The following is a 20,368-nucleotide window of genomic DNA, read 5'->3' on the forward strand; positions in this document are numbered from 1 at the left end:
GCATTCCAGCGGGGGATATCCGGGAATATTCAGCGGTTGAACAGCTGCCGCAGCACGTCGTTCATCGCGGGATTGTCGTGCTGCTCGGTGGTGTCGGCCGGAGGAGGGGCAGGCGGTGGCGGCGCGGCGGCCGCCGGCGCGTCCGCCGTGGGCTGGGCCAGGCTGCGGCTCGGGCGGGAGGCGTTGCCCTGATTGAGGGTGGAGAGGCCCTGTTGCAACAGGTTCCCGATGGTGTCGCCGAGCTGCCCGCCGAGCGGGTTGTTCTGGCCGGCGGCCGCGCCGCCAGGCGCTTGGCCCGTGCCGGGCTGCGTGGCAGTCCCACCGCCCTGCGCGCCGTTGAGGAGGTTGGTGAGCCCGTTCAGGCCCTGGCTCAACCCTTCGTTCAGCCCTTGGCCATTCGCCCCGAACAAGCCCTTGCCCATCTCCTTGAGCTTGGCATAGGCCGCTTGGGGATTGTCGAGGATACCCTGCATCTCCGGATAGATCCGTGGGGACACCCACGGCCCCTCGATCATCACGGGGATGCCGAGGCCGACCGGATTGCCGGCGCGGCCCTGGCCTTCGGTGGTCATCACGAGCTGTGGCTCGACGCGGAACCCGATCTGACGGGTGTTGAGATCGACGGTGCCGACCCCACCCATCTTCACCAGCGGGCCGATCAGGTTGAGATCGGTGGTCACGGCCTGACCCTTGTCGAGCTTGAACGAGGTCGAGAGCTGGCTGAGATCGGTCGACAGGGCCTCACTCTGCTGCCAGCCCGACAGCGTGCTGGTGGTGAGATTGCGGATCATCTGCGCGACGTTGAGGCCGAGGATCTTGCCGTCCTGGAATACGACGAACGCGGTGCCGCCGAGATTGCCGACGATGGCGCGTTCGCTGGTGCCCTGCGAGGCGAGCGCGATCTTCGCCTGCATCTTGCCGTCGAGCTTGTCGAATTCGGCGAGGCTCTTCAGCACCGGCAGCGCGCGTACGCCGGCGAGATCGAGCCGCAGCGCGTAGGTCGGAGTAGCGGCTCTGGCGTCGATCGTGACGTCGCCATTGGCGGTGCCCTCATAGGCGCCGAGCTCGGCGAGCCGGGCTTTCAGCACGCCGCTGTCAACAGATGCATCGATCGCCGCCTGCGCGAAACGGCCGTCGCCGATCACGAGCTCCGCCGCCGAGACGCGCGCCTGCGCGTCGACATAGTTGAGCCCGCCGAGGTCGATCGACGCGTTGCTCCAAATGTTGCTGCCCAATGGCTGTGCTGCATCGGACTGGCTCGGCGTCATCGCCACCGAGATGCGCTGGAAGTCGAGATCGAGCTTCACCAGCGGCTTGTTGCTGGCGAAGTCGACCGAGGCCCAGCCGGTGAAGCCGCCATCGCCGAGCATGCCGGACACGCCGTTGAACATCAGCACCGTGCCGTTCAGGCGCACTTCCGCATTGGCCTTGATCGGCGCGGGTAACAGGCCGGGTGCATCGATGTTGAACTCGGCCGGTACGCTCTGCCGTTCCAGCGGCGCTTGCGGCACGGTCGCGCGGATCTCGAACTTCAGCGGCTTGTCGCTGGCGCTCGCACTCCCCGTGACGACGATCTTGCGGTCGTTGCCGATGCTCGCATCGGCATTGAGCGTCTCGATCCGGTTCTCGACCCGGTCGCGCACATTGGCGAACACGATGGTGCCGCCGCTGACGCTGACATGCCGGATCGTGATGCCGCCGTTCTCGGACGCGAAAGACTTCGCCGGCGGATGATGGTCGCGGGTGCGCTCGCGCTGCAGCGGCAGATTGATCATCGGCTTGACGATCACAAGGTCGGTGATGTCGGGCTGGCCCGACCACAGGCTCAACAGCGTCATCTCGGCTTCGACCCGATCAGCCGCGAACCGGGTGCTGACCTCACGCTCCCGCGGGTCCTGCAGCACGACATCGCTCAGCGTCAGATTGACGGTCGGCCAGAGACTAACTTTGGCGCCGCCATTGATGCTGAGCGTGTAGCCGGTCTCGCGCTCGACCCGCTCGGTGATGGCCGACGTGAGGAAGGAGGACGGGATCTCGACCGCGGCGACCAGCGCGATGATCACGATCGCGACAGCGATGGCAGCCCCGGCGAATTTCAGTGCTCTCATCTCGATATTCCAGGCCGGGCAGACAGGATTCCGCCGCGGAAAGGCACGGCCGATCACATAAGATTATCCCGCAAACGGGACCTCGCTCCAACGAGGCGAAAAATAATCCGTTACCAGCATGAACTTATGTGACCTCTCACACACTCTTATGAGGGTGATTGTTGCTAACCGGGCGGAGGGGACCGCTCGGATCGATTTGGAAGGCAATACAATGAGCAAACAGGCCGAATTTGCGGTCATTCTGAAAATGAACCCTATGTTCGCCGATCTCGGTGCGGACGAACTGGCGCGGCTTTCGGGCCTCTGCCACACCCAGCAGCTCGCCTCCGGCGAGGTGCTGTTCCAGAAAGGCGATCCCGGCGATGCCCTGTTTGGGGTTCGCCGCGGCCAGGTGCGCATCGAAACCGGCGCCTCCGACGGCAGCCGGCTCACACTGAACTTCATGGGATCCGGCGACCTGTTCGGCGAGGTCGCCGTTCTCGACGGTCAGGATCGGACCGCGGATGCGACTGCGGGCGAACCCACCGAATTGTTCGTCCTGCGGCGGGAGGATTTCCTGGGCTTCCTCGAGCGCGAGCCGAAGGTCGCGGTCCGCCTGATCGAATTGCTGTGCCAGCGCATCCGTTGGCAGAGCGAGCGAATGGAAGAATCCGTATTGCAGCCGTTGCCGGTCCGTCTCGCACGCCGGCTGTGCGCGTTGGCTGAGGATTTCGGTTCCGAGGTGCACATCTCGCAGGAACAGCTCGGCATCTTCGTCGGTGCGGCGCGCGAGAGCGTCAACCGGCAACTGCAGACCTGGCGCAAGGACGGCATCGTCGACCTGCAGCGCGGCCGGATCATGCTGCACAACATGACCAAGCTGACGGCGGTCGCACGCAACGACTAGACGGTTGCATGCAACGCGCGCGCGAGGATCGCCGTCCTCTCGCGCGCCTTGCTTGCGAACGTTGACGCACTCCTGCCTAAAAGACTTGCTTGCATGACGAGGCGGGTATCGCTTTCATCCGCGTGCCGGTCCTTGGGGTGACACCCAGCCTTGCTGGCCTCACGCCATCCACCAGCAAACCCCTGCGGTCTTTCCCGTTGACCGCAGGGGTTTTGCGTTCCGCTAGTGCGTGACGCGAACTCGCCTACCTCATCACCACTTCGGGATCGGCCCAGCGCAGATACTGGTGCGGCGCGGCGCCGAGCTCGCGCTTGAACATCGCGGCGAACGCGCTCGGGCTGTCATAGCCGACGTCGAGCGCAACGCAGGTGACGGCTTCGCCGGCGCCGAGCCGCGCCAGCACATCGAGCAGCCGCACCCGCTGGCGCCAGGCCGCAAAGCTCTGTCCGGTCTCGCGGCGGAACAGGCGCGTCAAGGTCCGCCGACTGAGCTGGCTGCGATCGGCCCATTGGTCGAGCGTGAGATCGGAGCTCGGATCGATCAGCACCGCTTCGCAGATTGCGGCGAGCCGCGGATCGGGCGGTACCTGCACATGCAACGACACTTCGGGCATCCTGCCGATCTCATCAAGCAGGAAATCGACCAGCCGGCCGTCGCGCCCTTCCGGGTCGTAGCGGGTCGGCATATGCACCGCTTCTTCCATCAGCGCTTCGACCAGCGCGGAGACCCTGATCAGGCGGCAGGTTGTCGGCGCATTCCGCACGCGATCCGGCGTGACATAGATGGTTTGGATCTCGACCTCGCCCCATGCGCGCGACTGGTGCGCAACGCCGGCCGGAATCCACAGGCCGTGGCCGGGCGGCACGACGAAATGGCCGCGCTCGGTCATCATCGAGGTCACGCCCGCGGTCTGCAGGATGAACTGATCACGTCGATGCGCGTGTCGCGCGCTCGTGCTTTCGTTCGGATAGGAGGCCGCCATCGCCGCGAGCGGCCGTTCGACCTGTTGCAATTGTCCGGCATAATGCGCGGCGGCTACGGGACCGGCTTGCTTGCGGCACACGCGCAAACCGGCGGTGTCATTTCGTCGCGCTGCGACTTTCAAGTGTCGTGAGCTCCTGATCGATCGTCGTTTTCGCAGGGTGCTCATGCATCTTCCGGGCCAGTTGGCCCGATCGCGATGGTTGTTGTCCCCAATCAGGTAGCGCGGGATACGGCGTTTGGCAACAATGCCCCACCCCGCGACATTCGCCGAAATCGAATGCCTGACGCGCGGCGACGGAGAGGTCCGATGAACAGACGCGAATTCACCAAGGCAATGCTGGCCTGCGGTGCAGCCATCCCGTTCGGCATCACGCGGGCGGCGGGCCAGACCCGCGGTGGAACGCTCAACACCATCATCCAGCCCGAGCCGCCGGTTCTGGTGACCGCGCTGAACCAGCAGCAGCCGACCTTGACGCTCGGCGGCAAGATCTATGAAGGCCTGCTGAAATACGGCGCCGACCTCAAGCCGATGCCTGGCATGGCGCAGTCCTGGGAGATCTCGCCGGACGGCCTGACCTACACCTTCAAGCTGTTTCCCGGCATCACCTTCCACGACGGCAAGCCGATGACTTCGGAGGACGTGGTTTTCAGCTGCATGAAGCTGCTGGTGGAGACGCATCCGCGCGCGCGGCAGAATTTTTCGCGCGTGGCATCGGCCGAAGCGCCCGATCCGCTCACCGTCGTGTTCAAGCTGAAGCAGCCGTTCGCGCCGTTCATCGGCTGCTTCGACTGCACCTCCGCGCCGATCGTGCCCAAGCACATCTACGACGGCACCGACTATCGCAAGAACCCGGAGAACGACAAGGCGATCGGCACCGGCCCCTTCAAGCTGAAGGAATGGGTGCGCGGCTCGCACGTTCACCTCGTCCGCCACGATGGCTATTACCTGAAGGACGAGCCTTATCTCGACGAGATCGTCTACCGCGTGATTCCGGACGCGGCGTCGCGCGCGCTCGCGCTCGAGAACGGCACCGTGCAGTTGGTGCAATGGTCCGACGTCGAATTCTACGATGTGCAGCGCTTCAAGGCGCAGAAGAACCTCGAATTCACCACCAAGGGCTACGAGTATTTCGCTCCGCATCAATGGCTCGAAATGAACAACCGCATCGCGCCGATGAACGACAAGCGGTTCCGGCAGGCCGTGATGCACCTGATCGATCGTGAGGCGTTCAGCAAGCGCGTGTACTTCGGCAATGCCAAGGTTGCGACCGGCCCGATCTCGTCGAAGACGCGGTTCTACGATCCGAACGTGAAGCGCTACGAGTTCTCCGTGGACAAGGCCAAGGCGCTGCTCGACGACATGGGACTAAAGCCTGGCGCGAGCGGCAAGCGGGCCGAGATCAAGTACATCGTGCCGCCCTATGGCGAGTCCTATCAGCGCGCCGGCGAGTTTTTCCGTCAGAGCTTTGCACGGGTCGGCATCGACCTCGTGCTTGTCGGCACCGACATGGCCGGCTGGGCCGAGAAGGTCGGCAACTGGGACTATGAGATGACCCAGAACCTGCTCTACCAGCTCGGCGATCCCGCGCTCGGCGTCGCGCGCACCTATATTTCGTCGAACATCAAGAAGGGCATCCTGTTCTCGAACACGCAGGGCTACTCGAATCCCGAGGTCGACAAACTGTTCGACGAAGCCGCCATCACGCTCGATGAAGCCAAGCGGCAGGAGCTCTACAGCAAGGTGCAGCAGATCCTGGTCGAGGATGTGCCGGTGGCCTGGACACTCGAGATCGAGTATCCCATCATCTACGACAAGGCGTTCAAGAACATCGTGACCACGGGCATCGGCTCGCACGAAACCTTCGGGTCGGTCTACAAATCGTGACCCGGCTCGGGAGCGCAGCGGCGATCGGGCTCCAGGCGATCAGCCGCATCGCCCAGCTCGTCGCCGTGATCCTCGTCATCGCGACGTTCAACTTCGTGCTGGTGCGGGCCGCGCCCGGCGATCCGGCCCAGGTGATGGCCGGGCAATCCGGCGCGTCCGATCCGAAGCTGCTCGACGATCTGCGCAAGGAATACGGGCTCGACAAGCCGTATTTCGTGCAGCTCGTGAGCCACCTCGGCCGCGTCGTCAGGCTCGATCTCGGCTATTCCTATCGCCAGCGCCGTCCGGTCGTCGATCTGATCCTCGAACGACTTCCGGCGACGCTGCTGCTGACGGTCACGGCGTTCTGTCTCGCGCTGCTGATCGGCACTGCGCTCGGCGCGCTGGCGGGGCTCGCGGCGGGCAGCGTGCTCGATACGGTATTCACCGTGCTCTCGCTCGTGCTCTATGCGACGCCGGTGTTCTGGCTCGGCCTGATGCTGGTGCTGGTGTTCTCGGTGACGCTCGGCTGGCTGCCGCCGTTCGGCTACGAGATCATCAACGTCCAGCTCTCGCCAATCGAGCACGTTCTCGACATCATCAAGCACATGATCATGCCAGTCACCTCGCTGGCGGCGATTTACCTCGCGATCTATGCGCGGCTGATGCGATCCTCGATCATCGAGGTCGCGCAACAGGATTTCATCAAGACGGCGCGCGCCAAGGGGCTGTCCGGCACGCGGATCGTGGTCGGCCATATGCTGCGCAATGCGCTGGTGCCGGTCGTCACCGTCGCCGGCATGCAGGCCGGCGCGCTGGTCGGCGGCGCCGTGGTGATCGAGACGGTGTTCGCCTGGCCCGGCCTCGGCCGCCTGACCTTCGAGGCGCTGCTGCAGCGCGACTATCCCGTCTTGCTCGGCATCTTCCTGATCCTCTCGATCGTCGTGATCGCGCTCAACCTCCTGACCGACCTGGTCTACCGGCTGATCGATCCGCGCATGACCACGGGAGCGGCATGATGGAGACCTTGCGCGCCTTCCTGCGTCATCCCAGCGGCATGATCGGGCTCGTCCTGCTGCTGATTGTCGTCATTGTTGCGATCATCGCGCCGGTCGTGTTTCCGGTCTCGCCCTGGGAGATGGTCGGTGCGCCGTTCACGCCGCCCGGCGAGGACGGGCTGTGGCTCGGCGGCGACACGCTCGGCCGCGATGTCGCGGCCGGCGTCGCCTACGGCGCGCGCGTCTCGCTGTTGATCGGTATCGCGTCGGCGCTCGCGGCGATGGCGATCGGCGTCGTGGTCGGTGCGATCTCGGGTTATTTCGGCGGCAAGGTCGATCTGGTGCTGATGCGGATGACGGAATTGTTCCAGACCATTCCGGCCTTCGTGCTGGCCATCCTGCTGGTCGCGACCTTCAATCCGTCGCTGCTCACGATCATTCTCACCATAGGAGCGGTGAGCTGGCCACCGCTGGCGCGCTTGACACGCGCGGAATTCCTCCGCCTGCGCCACCGCGAATTCGTCGAGGCGGCGCTGTGCCAGGGCGAGCGCACTTGGCGCATCGTGCTCGGCCACATCCTGCCGAATGCGATCTCGCCGATCCTGGTCGTGACGTCGCTGACGGTGGCGACCGCGATCCTGCTGGAAAGCGCGCTGTCCTTCATGGGGCTGGGCGATCCCAATTTGATGTCGTGGGGCTTCATGATCGGCGCGGGGCGCACCGCAATCCGCAATGCGTGGTGGATGAGCGTGTTTCCCGGCCTTGCCATCCTCGTCACCGTGCTGGCGATCAACCTGTTCGGCGAAGGTCTGTCCGATGTCCTCAACCCGCGCGTCTCGAGGCGCCGGTCATGAGCGAATCCATGCAATCCAGCGCGCCCGTTCTGGCCGTCGATCGCCTCTCGATCGCGCTCCCCAAAGGCGGCGACCGGCCGTTCGCGGTCGAGAATGTGTCGTTTGAGATCAAGCCGAACGAGGTGGTCTGTCTGGTCGGCGAATCCGGCTCCGGCAAGTCGATGATCGCCCATGCCGTGCTGCAGCTGTTGCCGCGCGGCGTCGATATCGTGTCCGGCACCGTGACGGTCGCAGGACAGGATCCGTCGAAGCTCGACGGCCGCGGCCTGCGGAATTTGCGCGGCGGCAACGCCGCGATGATCTTTCAGGAGCCGTTGTCCTCGCTCAACCCGCTCAAGCGGGTCGGCAAGCAGATCGAGGAGATGATCCTGGCGCACCAGCGGCCGACGCCGTCGGTGGCGGAGGTCCGCGAGCGGGTGCAGACGCTGCTGACGCAGGTCGGGCTGCCGAATCCGCTGCTGCTGGAGAAGAGCTATCCGTTTGAGCTGTCCGGCGGTCAGCGCCAGCGCGTGATGATCGCGATGGCGATGGCCAACCGGCCCGCGCTCTTGATCGCGGATGAGCCGACCACCGCACTCGATGTCACGACCCAGCGCCAGATCCTGCGCCTGATCGACGATCTCCGGCGCGAGCGCGGCATGGGCGTGTTGCTGATCACCCATGATTTCGGCGTCGTTGCCGATGTCGCCGACCGCGTCGTGGTGCTGCGCCACGGCAAGGTGGTCGAGCAGGGCACGGCCAGCGAGGTGCTGCGCAATCCGCAGGCCGCCCATACGCGCGAATTGATCGACGCGGTGCCGAAGGCGCGGCTTGCGGATATCCATGACACGATCGTGCGACCGGAGCCGCTGCTGGAAGTCGTCGGCCTGCAAAAGACCTTTCGGGTCAAGCGCGGCTGGCTGCAGCCGCCGCGCGAGGTAGTCGCCGCGGACGGCATCTCCCTGACCCTGCACGAGGGCGAGACGCTTGCCGTCGTCGGCGAGTCCGGCTCAGGAAAATCCACGCTCGGGCGCATGATCATGAGGCTGACCGAGCCCGATGCCGGCGCCATCCGCTTCGGCGGCGCAGACCTCCGGCAGCTGCGCGGCGAGGCGTTGCGCAAGGCGCGGCGGCAGCTTCAGATCGTGTTTCAGGATCCGTTTGCTAGTCTCGATCCGCGCCAGAAGGTCGGCGATGCCGTCGCGCGCGGCCCGATGGCATACGGCACCTCGCGGGCCGAGGCGATGGCGCAGGCGCGGAAGCTGCTGGTCCGGGTTGGCCTGTCGGAGACGACAGCAGATCGCTACCCGCACGAATTCTCGGGCGGCCAGCGCCAGCGCATCTGCATCGCGCGGGCGCTCGCGCTCAAGCCGAGGGTCTTGATCGCCGACGAGGCGGTGTCGGCGCTCGACGTCTCGGTGCAGGCCCAGGTGCTGGCGCTGCTCGCCGAGCTGCGCCAGGAGATGCGGCTCGCGATGATCTTCATCACCCATGATCTGCGCATCGCCGCCGAGATCGCCGACCGCGTCATCGTGCTGCAGAAGGGGCGTATCGTCGAGGAGGGCTCCACGGCTGAGGTCTTCACCGCGCCGCGCCAAGCCTATACCCGCGACCTGCTCGATGCGATCCCGGGCCGCGACTTCTTCGACCAGCCGGGCTTTGCCGCCGCACGCCAGACGGCGAGGATCGCTTCCGGCATCGACGCGGTATAGACTAACAACAAAGGGAGGTTCGCTATGGGTCACGAGGGCGCAGGCGGCAAGCCGCCGGTCAAGTCGCAGGAGGATCTTCGCACGCATTTCGGGCAATTGAGCCCGCTCGCCGAGAAGAAGGTGCTCAACCATCTCGACAAGTTCTGCCGCGATTTCATCGCGCTGTCGCCGTTCCTGGTCATCGCCTCCAGCGACGGCAAGGGCCATGCCGACGCCAGCCCGCGCGGCGATGCGCCGGGCTTCGTCTCGGTGCTCGACGACAAGACGCTGCTGATCCCGGATCGGCGCGGCAACAACCGCGTCGATACGTTCGGCAATATCATCGCTTCGCCCGGGATCGGGTTGATCTTCATGGTGCCCGGCATCAACGAGACCCTGCGGATCAACGGGCGAGCCGAGATTTCGCAGGAGCCGGATCTCTTGACGCCGCTGACGGTGCAGAACGTCACGCCGGTCATCGGCATCAAGGTGCATGTCGATGAGACCTACTTCCATTGTGGTAAGGCGCTGATGCGCTCAAAGCTCTGGAATCCCGCCGCGCAGGTCGAGCGCCACAGCTTCCCAACGCTCGGCCGCATCATCGCCGAGCAGACCGCCGCGGTTGAGGTGGAGGTCGCCGAGAAGACGATGGAAGAGGCCTATCGCACGCGGCTGTATTGACGGCCCAACGCTAGGTTGACGTGATTTGCTTCGGTGACGTGATTTGCTTCAGGAGCGCCGTATCGCCGAACTCGACGAGTTCGGCGATCTTGCCATTTTCGAACCTGAAGAGATCGACGACCTTCGTGGTGACGGTCAGATCCCCCGGAATGAAGCGGACCGTGATGGTCGAATGCACGGCGGCGCGATCGCCGTCGACGAGGAAGATTGTGATCTTGCGATCGATAAATTCGAAGGCTGCGATGAAGCCCGACAGCGCCTGCCTGACATTGGTGTGACCCTCAACAGTTCCCGTCAAATGCAGGGCCTTCTTGTCACCGACCAGCTCGAAACTGGCATTGGGACCAAATGCTTCCATCAACGAATCAATGTTACCCTTGTCGCGAGCGGCATACGCCTGGGTGACCAAGCGATGTATTGCGTCCCGATCTGTCATAGGGAGCCCCTCTCTCTGGTCTGAAAGGCGGGCAATCTACCACATCGCGAATGCGGTGACCTCAACAACTTTCGAGAGTTCGGTCGTGCTCACTCCGCCGCCGGTGAGATCACGCTCGGCGGGCCAGGCGGTCGCTTGGTCTGGTCGGCCGGGTGCTCGCTCGGGGTCAGCTCGTGGTCGGCATGCGAGACCACGAGCCGCTTGCCGAAGCGCCAGATCAGGTTGCCGATATCGTCCATCACCATGAACATCGCCGGCACGAACACCAGCGACAGCACGGTCGAGAAGATCAGGCCGCCGATCACCGCGAGCGCCATCGGCGAGCGGAATTCGCCACCGGCGCCGAACGCCAGCGCCGACGGCATCATGCCGGCGGCCATCGCGATCGTGGTCATCACGATCGGGCGGGCGCGCTTCATGCCGGCGTCGATCATGGCATCCTCGCGCGCCTTGCCGTCGCGGATCGCCTCCACCGCGAATTCGACCAGCATGATGGCGTTCTTGGTGACGATGCCCATCAGCATCAGGATGCCGATCCACACCGGCGTGGTGAGCTGCTTGCCGGTCAGAAGCAGCGCGCCGATCGCGCCGCCGATCGAGAGCGGCAGCGAGAACAGGATGGTGATCGGCTGCAGGAAGGTGCCGAACAGCAGCACCAGCACGGCATAGACCATCATCAGGCCGGCGGTGATCGCGGTGGCGAAGCCGTCGGACAGTTCGGCAAGGCTCTCGGCGTCGCCGGACGGGCTGACCCTCACGCCCTTCGGCAGGCTCTTCATGACCGGCAGGTCGTAGATCAGCTTGGTGGCATCGCCGAGCGCGGCATTGCCGACGAGATCGGCCGCGACGGTGGCCTGCCGTTCGCGGTCATAGCGGTTGATGCTGGTCGGGCCCTGGTCGAGCTGGATGTCGGCGACGACGGAGAGCGGCACGCCGCCGCGCTCGCCGCGCTGGCCGAGCGGCACGCGCAGCTGCTCCAGCATCTGCAGGTCGCTGCGCGCATTGTCCTCGAGCTGGACGCGGATCGGCACCTGACGCTCGCCGGCATCGAACTTCGCCAGCGCCGGGCCGACGTCGCCGATGGTGGCGACGCGGATGGTCTGCGACAGGCTTTCGGTCGAGACGCCGAGCCGCGCCGCGAGCTCGGCGCGTGGGCGGATGCGCAGCTCGGGCCGGTCGAGCGCGGTCTCCGAGATCACGTTGGCGATGATCGGGATCCGTTTCATCTGCGTCGCCAGTTCGCTGGCGACGTTGTTGACGATGTTGCTGTCGGTGCCGGTGACCACCAGCGAGATGGCGCGCAGGCCGTTCTCGTCGAGGAACCAGAACCGGATATCGGGGACGTTATCGAGCTCCTTGCCGATCGACAGCTCCAACTCGCGCTGGGTGATCCTGCGGTCCGCCTTCGGCGTGTAGTTGATGATCAACGCGGCGCGGCGCACTTCCTGGATGCCCGGCGGCACGCGGCCGCCGTCGACGAACACGCTGCGCACCTCGGGCCGCTTGCGCAGCCGCGCCACGATCTCCTCGGTGACCTTCTCGGTGTAGGCCAGTTGCGAGCCGGGCGGCAGCTCCATCGCGAGCAGCGAGCGCGCGGTGTCCTGCGCCGGCAGGAAGCCCTGCGGCAGCAGCGTGATGCTCCAGATCGACGCGGCGAACACCGCAAAGCCGATCAGCACGGTGATGTAATGGTGCTTCACCGACCAGGTGACGAGGCCGTGATAGCCGCGCAGGATGCGGCCGGGCGGCGGATCGTCGTGGTCGTGATGCTTGAGGAAATAGGCCGCCAGCATCGGCGTCACGAAGCGCGCGGCGAGCAGCGAGAAGAACACCTGCACCGACACCGTGATGCCGAACTGCTTGAAGAACTGCCCGGCGATCCCCGACATGAAGCTCGCCGGCGCGAAGATCGCAATGATAGTCAGCGAGATCGCGATCACCGCGAGGCCGATCTCGTCGGCGGCTTCAAGCGCTGCCCGGTAGGGCGTCTTGCCCATCCGCATGTGGCGGACGATGTTCTCGATCTCGACGATGGCGTCGTCGACCAGGATGCCGGTCGACAGCGTGATGGCGAGGAAAGAGACCAGGTTGAGCGAGAAGCCGAGCAGGTCCATCGCCCAGAATGCGGGGAAGATCGACAGCGGCAGCGAGACCGCGGCGATGATGGTGGCGCGCATGTCGCGCAGGAACAGCAGCACGATGATGACGGCGAGGATCGCGCCCTCGAACAAGGTCGAGATCGCGGCCTCGTAGTTGCCCTTGGTGAATTCGACCGAGGTGTCGATCAGCTTGAGGTCGACGTCGGGGTAGGCGACCTTCAGGGCGTCGATGCGCTTCTGCACCGCGGCCGCGACGACGACGTCGCTGGCGCCCTTGGAACGCTTGATGCCGAGCGCGACCACCGGCTCGCCGTTGAAGCGGGCGAAGGTACGCCGGTCGGCGATGGTGTCGGTGACGGTGCCGAGATCGTCGAGCCGGATCTCGCCACCGCCGAACAGCGGAATCATGGTGCCGGCGAGCTCGTTCAACGTCTTGGCGCCGGCCAGCGTGCGGATCGCCTGGTCGTTCTTGCCGATCTCGGCGCGGCCGCCGGCGACATCGACATTGGTGCCGCGCAGGATCTGGCTGACATTGACCGCGGTGAGCCCCACCGCCTGCAGCTTGTCGGGATCGAGCGATACCAGGATCTCGCGCTCGACACCGCCGATGCGCTCGACCTGAGCCACGCCGCGCACGCCCTGCAGCGCGCGCTTGACCACGTCGTCGACGAAATATGAGAGCTGCTCCGGCGTCTTGCCGGGCGAGATCGCGGCATAGGTCACGATCGGCAGGCCGATCACGTCGACGCGCTGGATCAAGGGCTCGGTGACGTTCTGCGGCAGGTTGGCGCGCACCCGCGTCACCGCGTCCTTGACGTCGTTGAGCGCGCGGTCGGTGTTGGTCTCCAGCGCGAACTGGATCGTGGTCACCGACAGGCCGTCGGTGATCGAGGAGGAGATATGGCGCACGCCCTCGACACCGGAGACGCCGTCCTCGATCGTCTTGGTGATCTGCGACTCTAGTTCCGAGGGCGCGGCGCCGAATTGCGAAACCGCGACCGAGATCACCGGAATGTCGGCGCTCGGCAGCCGCGTCACGGCGAGCTTGGTGAAGGAGACCCAGCCCAGCACCAGCAGGATGATCGAGAAGACGATCGAGGGAAGCGGGTTCCGGATCGACCATGCCGAGATGTTCAAAGCCATTAGCGTATCCGAATTAGCGTGATCGCGTGCGATCGAGTTCGTCGGCGAACATCGTCTTGATCTGGTCGCCGTCATGCAGCGAGGTGCCAGCATCGGCCACGACGATTTCGCCGACGTCGAGGCCATCAAGAATTTCAGTCGAAGTGTCGGAGGTCAGCCCGACGCGCACCCTGCGGGTCTCGACCGTGTTGCCCTTCACGACCTGCAAGGTCAGGCGGTCGATCGCGGTGCGTGGCACCGCGACGCCGCAGGAGCGCTTGGCGTCGATATTGGCGCGCGCGAACATGCCGACTTTGAGCGTCGGATTGTTGTTGATGGTGATGCGGACGTGCCCGAGCTGGGTGGCGCGGTCGATCTGCGGCGAGATCTGGCGGACCTTGCCGACGATGTCGGGCGCGTCGTCGCGGCTGATCCGGACATTGGCGCCGGGATTGAGCTTCAGGAGCTGGAAGCTCGGCACCTCGGCGTCGAGCTCGATCTCGTTGTTGACCGAGATCCTGAACATCGGCGGAGCCTGCGGCGAGGCCGGGGCGCCGGGCGCGGTGCGCACCTCGGTGACGAGGCCGGCGGCCGGTGCGCGCAGCACGAGCGGCTTGGCATTGCCCTGCGCCGCCTGCTGCGGCGGCGGGGTCAGCCGCGCCAGTTCCTGGTTCTCGGTCACGATGTCGCCCTCGCGAACCAGCACGTCGGTGACCTTGGAGCCGTCCTGGTCGACATTCACCTGCGCCTCGCGGCGCGGCACGATGAAGCCGGTGACGCGGACCATGTCGGAGAAGCAGGCATTGGTCGATTTCGTCACCACGACCAGCGCCTGGCCCGGCGTCTCCTTCTCCTCCGGATGGGAGCGGTGCTCGAACGCGTAATAGGCGATCGCCAGCGCGAGGAAAACCACGGTGCCGAGCGCAGGCTTGAGGTACTGGGAGAAATTCATCGCCTGATCAATCCAGAACTTGGCGCGTATCGACAGTGATTGTCTTGGGCGCTCGTCGAAGTCTCATCTCGCCGTCGTAGCGTGTGGGCATCGGAAGGGCCGGGGTCCATTGTTCCGGATCATGCCCTGACGTCATGTGAGGCGGGTCACCTGTGGGCCGCTTTGGGCGTTCGCCCCAAAGCAAATGCGCCCCGCCGGGGTGCGGGACGCATTGTAACCTCAAAAAGCGGTCACGCCACCGCCCATCGCCTCTGGATCACTTGGCGGCGGTGTCCTTGTTTTCCACGTTCACGACCTGCACGCGCCGGTTCACATCCGCCATCGGGTGGCTCGGGTCCTTCAGCTTGCTCTTGCCATAGCCGACGGTGACGAGATCGGTGCCGTTGATGCCATATTTGTCGACCAGATAGCGTTTGATGGCGTCGGCGCGGCGCTCCGAGAGGCCCTGATTGTAGTCCTCGCCGCCGGCAGCGTCGGTGTGGCCGGCGACCACGAAGGTCGAGCCCTTCAGGTCCTGATTAGTCAAGGCGCGGCCGAGCGCCTGCACCGAGGCCAGCGACTTCGCGCTGATGTCGGCGGAGTTGTAGTCGAAGTTGATCTCGAGATCGATCTTCGGCTTGTCCTGGACGATGGTCGCGATTTCCTCGCGCTCGGTCGAGGACAGCGAGCGGGTGGCGCGGCCGCGGACGCTCTGCACGAATTTGGCCTGGTCGGCGCTCAGTCCGGGCGCGGTCAGCGGGCCGGCCGAGAGGCCGCGGGTCAGCGGCTTCTTCTCGGGCGTCAGCGCCTTGATGATCTGATCCTCGGTGACGTCACCAGCGCGGGCGGCCGCCATGCCGAACGACAGCACGGCGCCGACGGTCACGATCGAAAGTATCGCGGCCCTTGCCGACGGCTTGAACATTTCGGTCCCTCCTGCGCCGGCTGGCGCGGTTCCATGCAGCTCTTCGGATTTGATCGCGGGCATCCGCTGCCCGGCACGCACCCTCTGATTAGTCGCGCAATTTCGTCCGCGGTTCGAGCCGCGGGCGGGCCTCGGCCTGTTGTCATTGCACGCCGTAGTCCGCGAATTCCTTGACGATGTTCGGGTCCATCGCCTTGGCGTTGGCGATGTCGAGATCGCCTTCCGCGACCGCGCCGCTGCGCTTCTTGGCAAGGCCGCGCCCGTACAGCGACGAGGTCAGCCGCGGGTTGATCTTCAGCGCGGCGTCGAAATCGGCGATGGCGTTCTTGTTCTGCCCGCCCTTCAGGTTCATCAGCCCGCGGCTGTCGAGTGCATCGACGAAATTCGGGCGCAGCCGCAGCGCCTCGTTGCAGTCCTTCAGCGCCGCCTGCAGGTCGCCGATCACGGTGCGCACCCAGCAGCGGTTGTTATAGGCCTCGACATCCTTCGGGTTCAGCCGCAGCGAATTGGTGAAGTCCTTCACCGCGAGATCGTAGGCGCCCTTGCTGGCAAAGACCTGGCCGCGGCGATACAGCGCAGCCGCGTCATCCGGGTTCTTGTCGAGCTTCTCGTTCAGGCCCTTGATCGTCGGATCATCCGCGAGAACAGGCGAATTGCTCGGGGCTGGCGTGGGCTGGATCACCACCGGCGGCGGAGGCGCGGGTGGCGGCAGCGCGATCTCGGGTCCCTTTGGGGGAGGCGGCGGTGCCGCCGGCGCTGTCGCGACGGGTGGTTTCGGCGGCGCAGGTGGCGGCGTCGGCGCGGTTGCAGCCGGAGGCGTTGGTGTCGGCTTCGGCGTTGCAGCGGGTGGGGCTGGCGGCGCCGGTGGCGGCGAGACCGGCGGTGCCGTGGCCACCTCGGGCGACGGTGATGCGGCCGGCGCGGGCGCCGCGCTCGACGGTCCCGGTGCGCCGCCTGGACTGGCTGCGCCGCTTGGCGTGGCTGCGCCGGTTGGACTGAACGAGAAATCCTCGGCCAGCGACGACGAGATCCACGGCACCTGTTCCTGCCGCGAGGCGCGGGTGACGCCGACGCGGGTGCGGTTCAGCGTTTCCTCCGCCATCAGGTCGGGGGTGCGGATCTCCTTCAGCAGTTCCCGCACGAACAGGCTGCGGTCACTGCCATTGTCCGAGACCACGGACGACAGCGCGGCCGAATACATCACCAACGTCCCGTTGGGGGCGATCACCGGGGCGAGCCCCGCCGAGAAGCTGCGGAAGCGGCGCTCGAACGGGTTGCGCCTGGAGGCGTCGACCAGGGCGATCTTCACCCCGGCGCCGCGGCTGTTGATCTCGCCGAGCACGGTCTCGAGGCTGAAGCCGTCGCGGCGGACATCAGCCTCGGCCCAGATCTGGGCATCGATCGGGATCATGTAGCTCTGCCGGTTCGACTGGATGCCGTAACCCGAGAAGAAGATCAGCGCGACCGAGCCCGGCTTGATCTTGCCATAGAGCCGGTCGAAGGCGCGGCGCATGCCGTCGCCGGTCAGGTTCTCGCCGACCTCGACGATGAAGCCGTCACGCTTGAGCTCGTCCGCGACGTCGCGGGCGTCGTTGACCGGCTCCTTCAGCGGCGCGTCGGCGTCGGGATATTTGGCATTGCCGATGACCAGCGCGAAACGATCGCCGGCAGCGACGGACAGGGTGGGCGACGCGATTGAAAAAATCAGCGTGGCGAGCAAGGCAAGGCGGATTTTCATAATCGCGGCTAATCCAGATCGCGGCATTGCAATGAAATGGCGCCGCTTTCAGCCTGCGCCCCGGGGACCTTACTCTAGCGAAAATCCATTATCAAACCACGGTCAAACCCCCGTCAACGGCCTGCGGCACCATCGCTAATCGCGGCGGCGGTAACGGGGCCGCAGCGCAACAGCCGCGATCATGGCGGCCATCGCCTCCGTGGCATGGTGCAGGTTCCTGCGACCGGATAGTGTGATTGCATTCACAGAGGCTTGCGCAGTGGTTTGGGCCGCCCTGTCACGCGCTCGTCGCACTTTGCGCGGTTTGACCTTTGCGCGAGGCGATGGCTTTGTGGTCGGGACGCCAAGCCATTCAAGAACAGCCAACAAGAGCGAAACCGATGGGAAACGCCTTCGAAATCTACGCCCTGCGCTATGCGACGATGTCGCCGCGCACGCCCCACCTCAACTTCCTGGTGCCCGATCCGCACGACACCACGGCGCAGGATCTCGATTATTTCGTCTGGCTGATCCGCGGCCATGGCCGCGACATCCTGGTGGACACCGGCTTCAACGCCGAGGAGGCCAAGGCGCGCGCCCGCAAGCTGACGCTCAACCCGGTCGATGCGCTGGCCGCCTTCGGCGTCAGTGCCGATGCGATCCGCGACGTCATCGTGACCCATCTGCATTATGACCACGCCGGCAATCTGGATCGCTTCCCGAACGCCAAATTCCATCTGCAGGAACGCGAGATGAGCTACGCGACCGGCCGCTGCATGTGCAACGGCATGCTGCGCCATCCGTTCTCCATTGAACACGTCACCCAGATGGTGCGCCATGTCTACGGCGAGCGCGTCACCTTCCATTCCGGCGACGGCGAGATCGCGCCCGGCGTCACCGTGCATCGCGTCGGCGGCCACTCCGACGGCCTGCAGGTGGTGCGGGTTGAGACCGCGCGCGGCCCGGTGGTGCTGGCGTCGGACGCCGCGCATTATTATGCGAACCTGCACAAGAAGAGCCCGTTCCCGATCGTCTACAATGTCGGCGACATGGCGCAGGGCTGGGAGACCGTCGAGCGGCTTGCCGGTCATCCCGACCGCTTCATTCCAGGCCACGATCCGATCGTCAGCGAGATCTATCCGCGCGCCAGCGACAAGGTCGATGCGTTCGCGCTGCATCTGGCGCCGTCGCGATCGTTCGCGAAATAGCCTCGCCGATCGGGCGAGGCGTATCTGCAACACCTCAAGAAACGTCAAAAAGAAGAAGCGATATGACTGCATACAAGACTCTCGGATTCATCGGCCTCGGCGTGATGGGTGAGCCGATTTGCCGCAACCTGGTCAAGAAGAGCGGCAAGCGCGTCGTGGTGTTCGACCTCGCGGCTGAGCCGCTGCAACGACTGCGCACCGACGGCGCCGATGTGGCTGAAACGGTCGCCGATGTCATCAAGCAGAGCGACGTGCTGTTCCTCTGCCTGCCGAGCGCGAAACATGTGCGCGCGGTGTTCGAGGGTGACGGCATCCTGAAGAATGCGAGGGCCGGCCAGGTCGTGGTCGATCTCGGCACGTCTTCGGTCAGCCAGACCCGCGACTTCGCCGGGCAGTTGCAAGCCAAGGGCGCGGCCTGGGCCGACGCGCCGATCGCGCGCGCCCGGCAGGCGGCGCAGGACGGCACGCTCAGCGTGATGGTCGGCGCGGTGCCCGCGCTCTATGCCGCGATCGAGCCCTTGATCCGCTGCTTTGCCACCGACGTCACCAATTGCGGCGAGGTCGGCGCAGGGCAGGTGACCAAGATCCTCAACAACATGGTGCTGTTCGAGACCGTGAACGCGCTGGCTGAGGCGGTTGCGGTGGCGAAGCACAATGGCGTCGATCCGAAGCTCTTGCTGGAAACCCTGTCGAAGGGCTCGGCCGACAGCTTTGCGCTGCGCAACCACGGCATGAAGGCGATCGTGCCCGGCGTGTTTCCCGAGCGTGCGTTCTCGACCGAATACGCGCTGAAGGACCTGTCCTACGCGCTGGAGCTCGCCGCCGACGCCGGCATCAAGATCCGCGGTGCGGAGCTGATCGGCACCGTGCTGCAGGAGGCGATCGACAAGGGATCGAAGGATAATTATTTCCCTGTGATCGCGAAGCATATCGGCGGGGCGTAAATCCCTCCATCGTCATTCCGGGGCTCGCGAAGCGAGAGCCCGGAATCCATCGGGCCGCACGTTTCATGGATGAATGGATTGCGGGCTCAGGCTGCGCGCGCCCGGAATGACAAGTAGATGGAACTGCGCGGGGCGCGTTAGTGCTGCGTTAAGGCGCGATGCCACCCTCGGCGTCGTCCTGGCGAAAGCCAGGACCCATAACCACAAACCGCAATTGTTGAACTCGCTGCAACGTCGAGTCCCGTTCACAACACCGGCCGCGGCGTATGGGTCCTGGCTTTCGCCAGGACGACAGCGAAGCGTGTGTCCAAAGCGGCGCGCGCGTCTAATACACGTCCTTGGCGTCGGCTTCTTCGCTGGTCTGCACCAGCTCGAGGCTGGTCTCGACCTTGCCGAGCAGGCGCGCGAGATCGCGGCGCTCCTGTGCGGACAGGCAGGACAGGATCTCCTGCTCCTTGCGCAGCAGGCGCGGGATCAGCTCTTCGTAAAGCCCCTGGCCCTTCCTGGTCAGTCGCAGGCGGAATTCGCGGCGGTCGTCAGCGTTCTCGACGCGCTCCACGATCTCGCGCTCCATCAGCGCCGACACCGCGCGGCTGATGGTGGATTTATGCGTGCGGGTGCAATGCGCGATGTATTGCGCGCTGCAGGGATCATTGCGGAAACCGAGCGTCGCGAGCACGCGCCACTCGGGAATATCGAGGCCGTAACGCGCCTGATATTCGCTCGATAGCGCCGAGGACACCTCCGCCGCCAGCCGGTTCAGGCGGAACGGCATGAAGTGGAACAGGTCGAGGCGCTTCTTGGTCGGCGCGGTATTGTCGCGCGCGTCCGCTTCCACGGCGCTGCGCGGTCGCATCGGAGGCTGGCTTGCAGAGGTCCTGGCCAAAAATTCCTCCAATTTGAGTTGACGGCGAGCCCGACTGGGAGTTTAAGATAGTTGC

Annotated in this window: 16 protein-coding genes; 8 read left to right on the forward strand and 8 right to left on the reverse strand. The window is 65.3% G+C overall.

Annotated features, from left to right (window positions below; translation table 11 throughout):
* Nucleotides 1–29: 29 nt before the first annotated feature.
* Entirely contained in the window at nt 30–2,108 is a 2,079-nt protein-coding gene (locus ACVIGA_RS23485; RefSeq protein ID WP_456668148.1) for an AsmA family protein, read from the reverse strand.
* Nucleotides 2,109–2,319: 211 nt separating this feature from the next.
* On the opposite strand from ACVIGA_RS23485, the gene ACVIGA_RS23490 reads away from it, so the two are divergent.
* The gene (locus tag ACVIGA_RS23490) at nt 2,320–2,994 is read left to right on the forward strand and encodes a Crp/Fnr family transcriptional regulator (protein ID WP_097675829.1); all 675 of its coding nucleotides are present in this window, start codon (nt 2,320–2,322) and stop codon (nt 2,992–2,994) included.
* A gap of 244 nt (nt 2,995–3,238) precedes the next feature.
* Here the strand turns inward: ACVIGA_RS23490 and ACVIGA_RS23495 are convergent, their stop codons facing one another.
* Nucleotides 3,239–4,057 carry an AraC family transcriptional regulator gene (locus ACVIGA_RS23495; protein ID WP_456668149.1) on the reverse strand — a complete coding sequence of 273 codons (819 nt, stop codon included), beginning with the start codon at nt 4,055–4,057 and terminating at the stop codon, nt 3,239–3,241.
* A gap of 228 nt (nt 4,058–4,285) precedes the next feature.
* Here ACVIGA_RS23495 and ACVIGA_RS23500 point away from each other — a divergent pair, with 228 nt between their 5' ends.
* From ACVIGA_RS23500 to ACVIGA_RS23520, 5 genes are read left to right on the forward strand one after another with little or no spacing between them, the layout of a single operon-like run.
* The gene (locus tag ACVIGA_RS23500; RefSeq protein ID WP_456668150.1) at nt 4,286–5,863 is read left to right on the forward strand and encodes an ABC transporter substrate-binding protein; all 1,578 of its coding nucleotides are present in this window, start codon (nt 4,286–4,288) and stop codon (nt 5,861–5,863) included.
* The gene (locus tag ACVIGA_RS23505; RefSeq protein WP_456668151.1) at nt 5,860–6,861 is read left to right on the forward strand and encodes an ABC transporter permease; all 1,002 of its coding nucleotides are present in this window, start codon (nt 5,860–5,862) and stop codon (nt 6,859–6,861) included. Before ACVIGA_RS23500 ends, ACVIGA_RS23505 begins: the two co-directional genes overlap by 4 nt.
* On the forward strand, nt 6,861–7,694 hold the full coding sequence (locus ACVIGA_RS23510) for an ABC transporter permease (protein ID WP_456668152.1): 834 nt from the start codon (nt 6,861–6,863) through the stop codon (nt 7,692–7,694). The genes ACVIGA_RS23505 and ACVIGA_RS23510 overlap by 1 nt, the downstream gene beginning before the upstream one ends.
* A complete protein-coding gene (locus tag ACVIGA_RS23515; protein ID WP_456668153.1) occupies nt 7,691–9,385 on the forward strand; it encodes a dipeptide ABC transporter ATP-binding protein in 1,695 nt (564 codons plus the stop codon). The genes ACVIGA_RS23510 and ACVIGA_RS23515 overlap by 4 nt, the downstream gene beginning before the upstream one ends.
* 24 nt (nt 9,386–9,409) lie before the next feature.
* Nucleotides 9,410–10,045 (forward strand): pyridoxamine 5'-phosphate oxidase family protein, encoded by a 636-nt coding sequence (locus ACVIGA_RS23520; RefSeq protein WP_456668154.1) that lies wholly within the window; start codon nt 9,410–9,412, stop codon nt 10,043–10,045.
* Nucleotides 10,046–10,055: 10 nt separating this feature from the next.
* On the opposite strand, the gene ACVIGA_RS23525 is transcribed toward ACVIGA_RS23520, so the two are convergent.
* From ACVIGA_RS23525 to ACVIGA_RS23545, 5 genes are all read right to left on the reverse strand, one after another.
* Nucleotides 10,056–10,481: a nuclear transport factor 2 family protein gene (locus ACVIGA_RS23525; protein WP_456668155.1), complete on the reverse strand. Its 426-nt coding sequence runs from the start codon at nt 10,479–10,481 to the stop codon at nt 10,056–10,058.
* An 89-nt stretch (nt 10,482–10,570) separates the two neighbouring features.
* Nucleotides 10,571–13,723, reverse strand: coding sequence for an efflux RND transporter permease subunit (locus tag ACVIGA_RS23530; RefSeq protein WP_456668156.1), 3,153 nt, complete (start codon nt 13,721–13,723; stop codon nt 10,571–10,573).
* Between the two features lie 13 nt (nt 13,724–13,736).
* The gene (locus ACVIGA_RS23535; RefSeq protein WP_456668157.1) at nt 13,737–14,654 is read right to left on the reverse strand and encodes an efflux RND transporter periplasmic adaptor subunit; all 918 of its coding nucleotides are present in this window, start codon (nt 14,652–14,654) and stop codon (nt 13,737–13,739) included.
* A 256-nt stretch (nt 14,655–14,910) separates the two neighbouring features.
* A complete protein-coding gene (locus ACVIGA_RS23540) occupies nt 14,911–15,558 on the reverse strand; it encodes an OmpA family protein (protein ID WP_456668158.1) in 648 nt (215 codons plus the stop codon).
* A gap of 142 nt (nt 15,559–15,700) precedes the next feature.
* Complete coding sequence (locus ACVIGA_RS23545) at nt 15,701–17,296, reverse strand: caspase family protein (protein ID WP_456668159.1); 1,596 nt, start codon at nt 17,294–17,296, stop codon at nt 15,701–15,703.
* A 380-nt stretch (nt 17,297–17,676) separates the two neighbouring features.
* Here ACVIGA_RS23545 and ACVIGA_RS23550 point away from each other — a divergent pair, with 380 nt between their 5' ends.
* Both ACVIGA_RS23550 and ACVIGA_RS23555 read left to right on the forward strand, forming a co-directional pair.
* Nucleotides 17,677–18,483 carry an N-acyl homoserine lactonase family protein gene (locus ACVIGA_RS23550; RefSeq protein ID WP_456668160.1) on the forward strand — a complete coding sequence of 269 codons (807 nt, stop codon included), beginning with the start codon at nt 17,677–17,679 and terminating at the stop codon, nt 18,481–18,483.
* 8 nt (nt 18,484–18,491) lie between these two features.
* The gene (locus tag ACVIGA_RS23555) at nt 18,492–19,427 is read left to right on the forward strand and encodes an NAD(P)-dependent oxidoreductase (RefSeq protein WP_456670871.1); all 936 of its coding nucleotides are present in this window, start codon (nt 18,492–18,494) and stop codon (nt 19,425–19,427) included.
* A gap of 325 nt (nt 19,428–19,752) precedes the next feature.
* Here ACVIGA_RS23555 and ACVIGA_RS23560 read toward each other — a convergent pair whose 3' ends face one another.
* Nucleotides 19,753–20,283, reverse strand: a complete 531-nt coding sequence (locus tag ACVIGA_RS23560; RefSeq protein ID WP_456668161.1) for a MarR family winged helix-turn-helix transcriptional regulator — start codon at nt 20,281–20,283, stop codon at nt 19,753–19,755.
* Nucleotides 20,284–20,368 lie beyond the last annotated feature (85 nt).

This window comes from Bradyrhizobium sp. USDA 3240 (genome assembly GCF_054063295.1).

Excerpts from the sequence above, each read along its gene's own strand:
- ACVIGA_RS23485 (WP_456668148.1), bottom strand. The coding sequence starts at position 2,108 with ATGAGAGCACTGAAATTCGCCGGGGCTGCCATCGCTGTCGCGATCGTG.
- ACVIGA_RS23490 (WP_097675829.1), top strand. The coding sequence starts at position 2,320 with ATGAGCAAACAGGCCGAATTTGCGGTCATTCTGAAAATGAACCCTATG.
- ACVIGA_RS23500 (WP_456668150.1), top strand. The coding sequence starts at position 4,286 with ATGAACAGACGCGAATTCACCAAGGCAATGCTGGCCTGCGGTGCAGCC.
- ACVIGA_RS23510 (WP_456668152.1), top strand. The coding sequence starts at position 6,861 with ATGGAGACCTTGCGCGCCTTCCTGCGTCATCCCAGCGGCATGATCGGG.
- ACVIGA_RS23515 (WP_456668153.1), top strand. The coding sequence starts at position 7,691 with ATGAGCGAATCCATGCAATCCAGCGCGCCCGTTCTGGCCGTCGATCGC.
- ACVIGA_RS23520 (WP_456668154.1), top strand. The coding sequence starts at position 9,410 with ATGGGTCACGAGGGCGCAGGCGGCAAGCCGCCGGTCAAGTCGCAGGAG.
- ACVIGA_RS23525 (WP_456668155.1), bottom strand. The coding sequence starts at position 10,481 with ATGACAGATCGGGACGCAATACATCGCTTGGTCACCCAGGCGTATGCC.
- ACVIGA_RS23530 (WP_456668156.1), bottom strand. The coding sequence starts at position 13,723 with ATGGCTTTGAACATCTCGGCATGGTCGATCCGGAACCCGCTTCCCTCG.
- ACVIGA_RS23535 (WP_456668157.1), bottom strand. The coding sequence starts at position 14,654 with ATGAATTTCTCCCAGTACCTCAAGCCTGCGCTCGGCACCGTGGTTTTC.
- ACVIGA_RS23540 (WP_456668158.1), bottom strand. The coding sequence starts at position 15,558 with ATGTTCAAGCCGTCGGCAAGGGCCGCGATACTTTCGATCGTGACCGTC.
- ACVIGA_RS23545 (WP_456668159.1), bottom strand. The coding sequence starts at position 17,296 with ATGAAAATCCGCCTTGCCTTGCTCGCCACGCTGATTTTTTCAATCGCG.
- ACVIGA_RS23550 (WP_456668160.1), top strand. The coding sequence starts at position 17,677 with ATGGGAAACGCCTTCGAAATCTACGCCCTGCGCTATGCGACGATGTCG.
- ACVIGA_RS23560 (WP_456668161.1), bottom strand. The coding sequence starts at position 20,283 with ATGCGACCGCGCAGCGCCGTGGAAGCGGACGCGCGCGACAATACCGCG.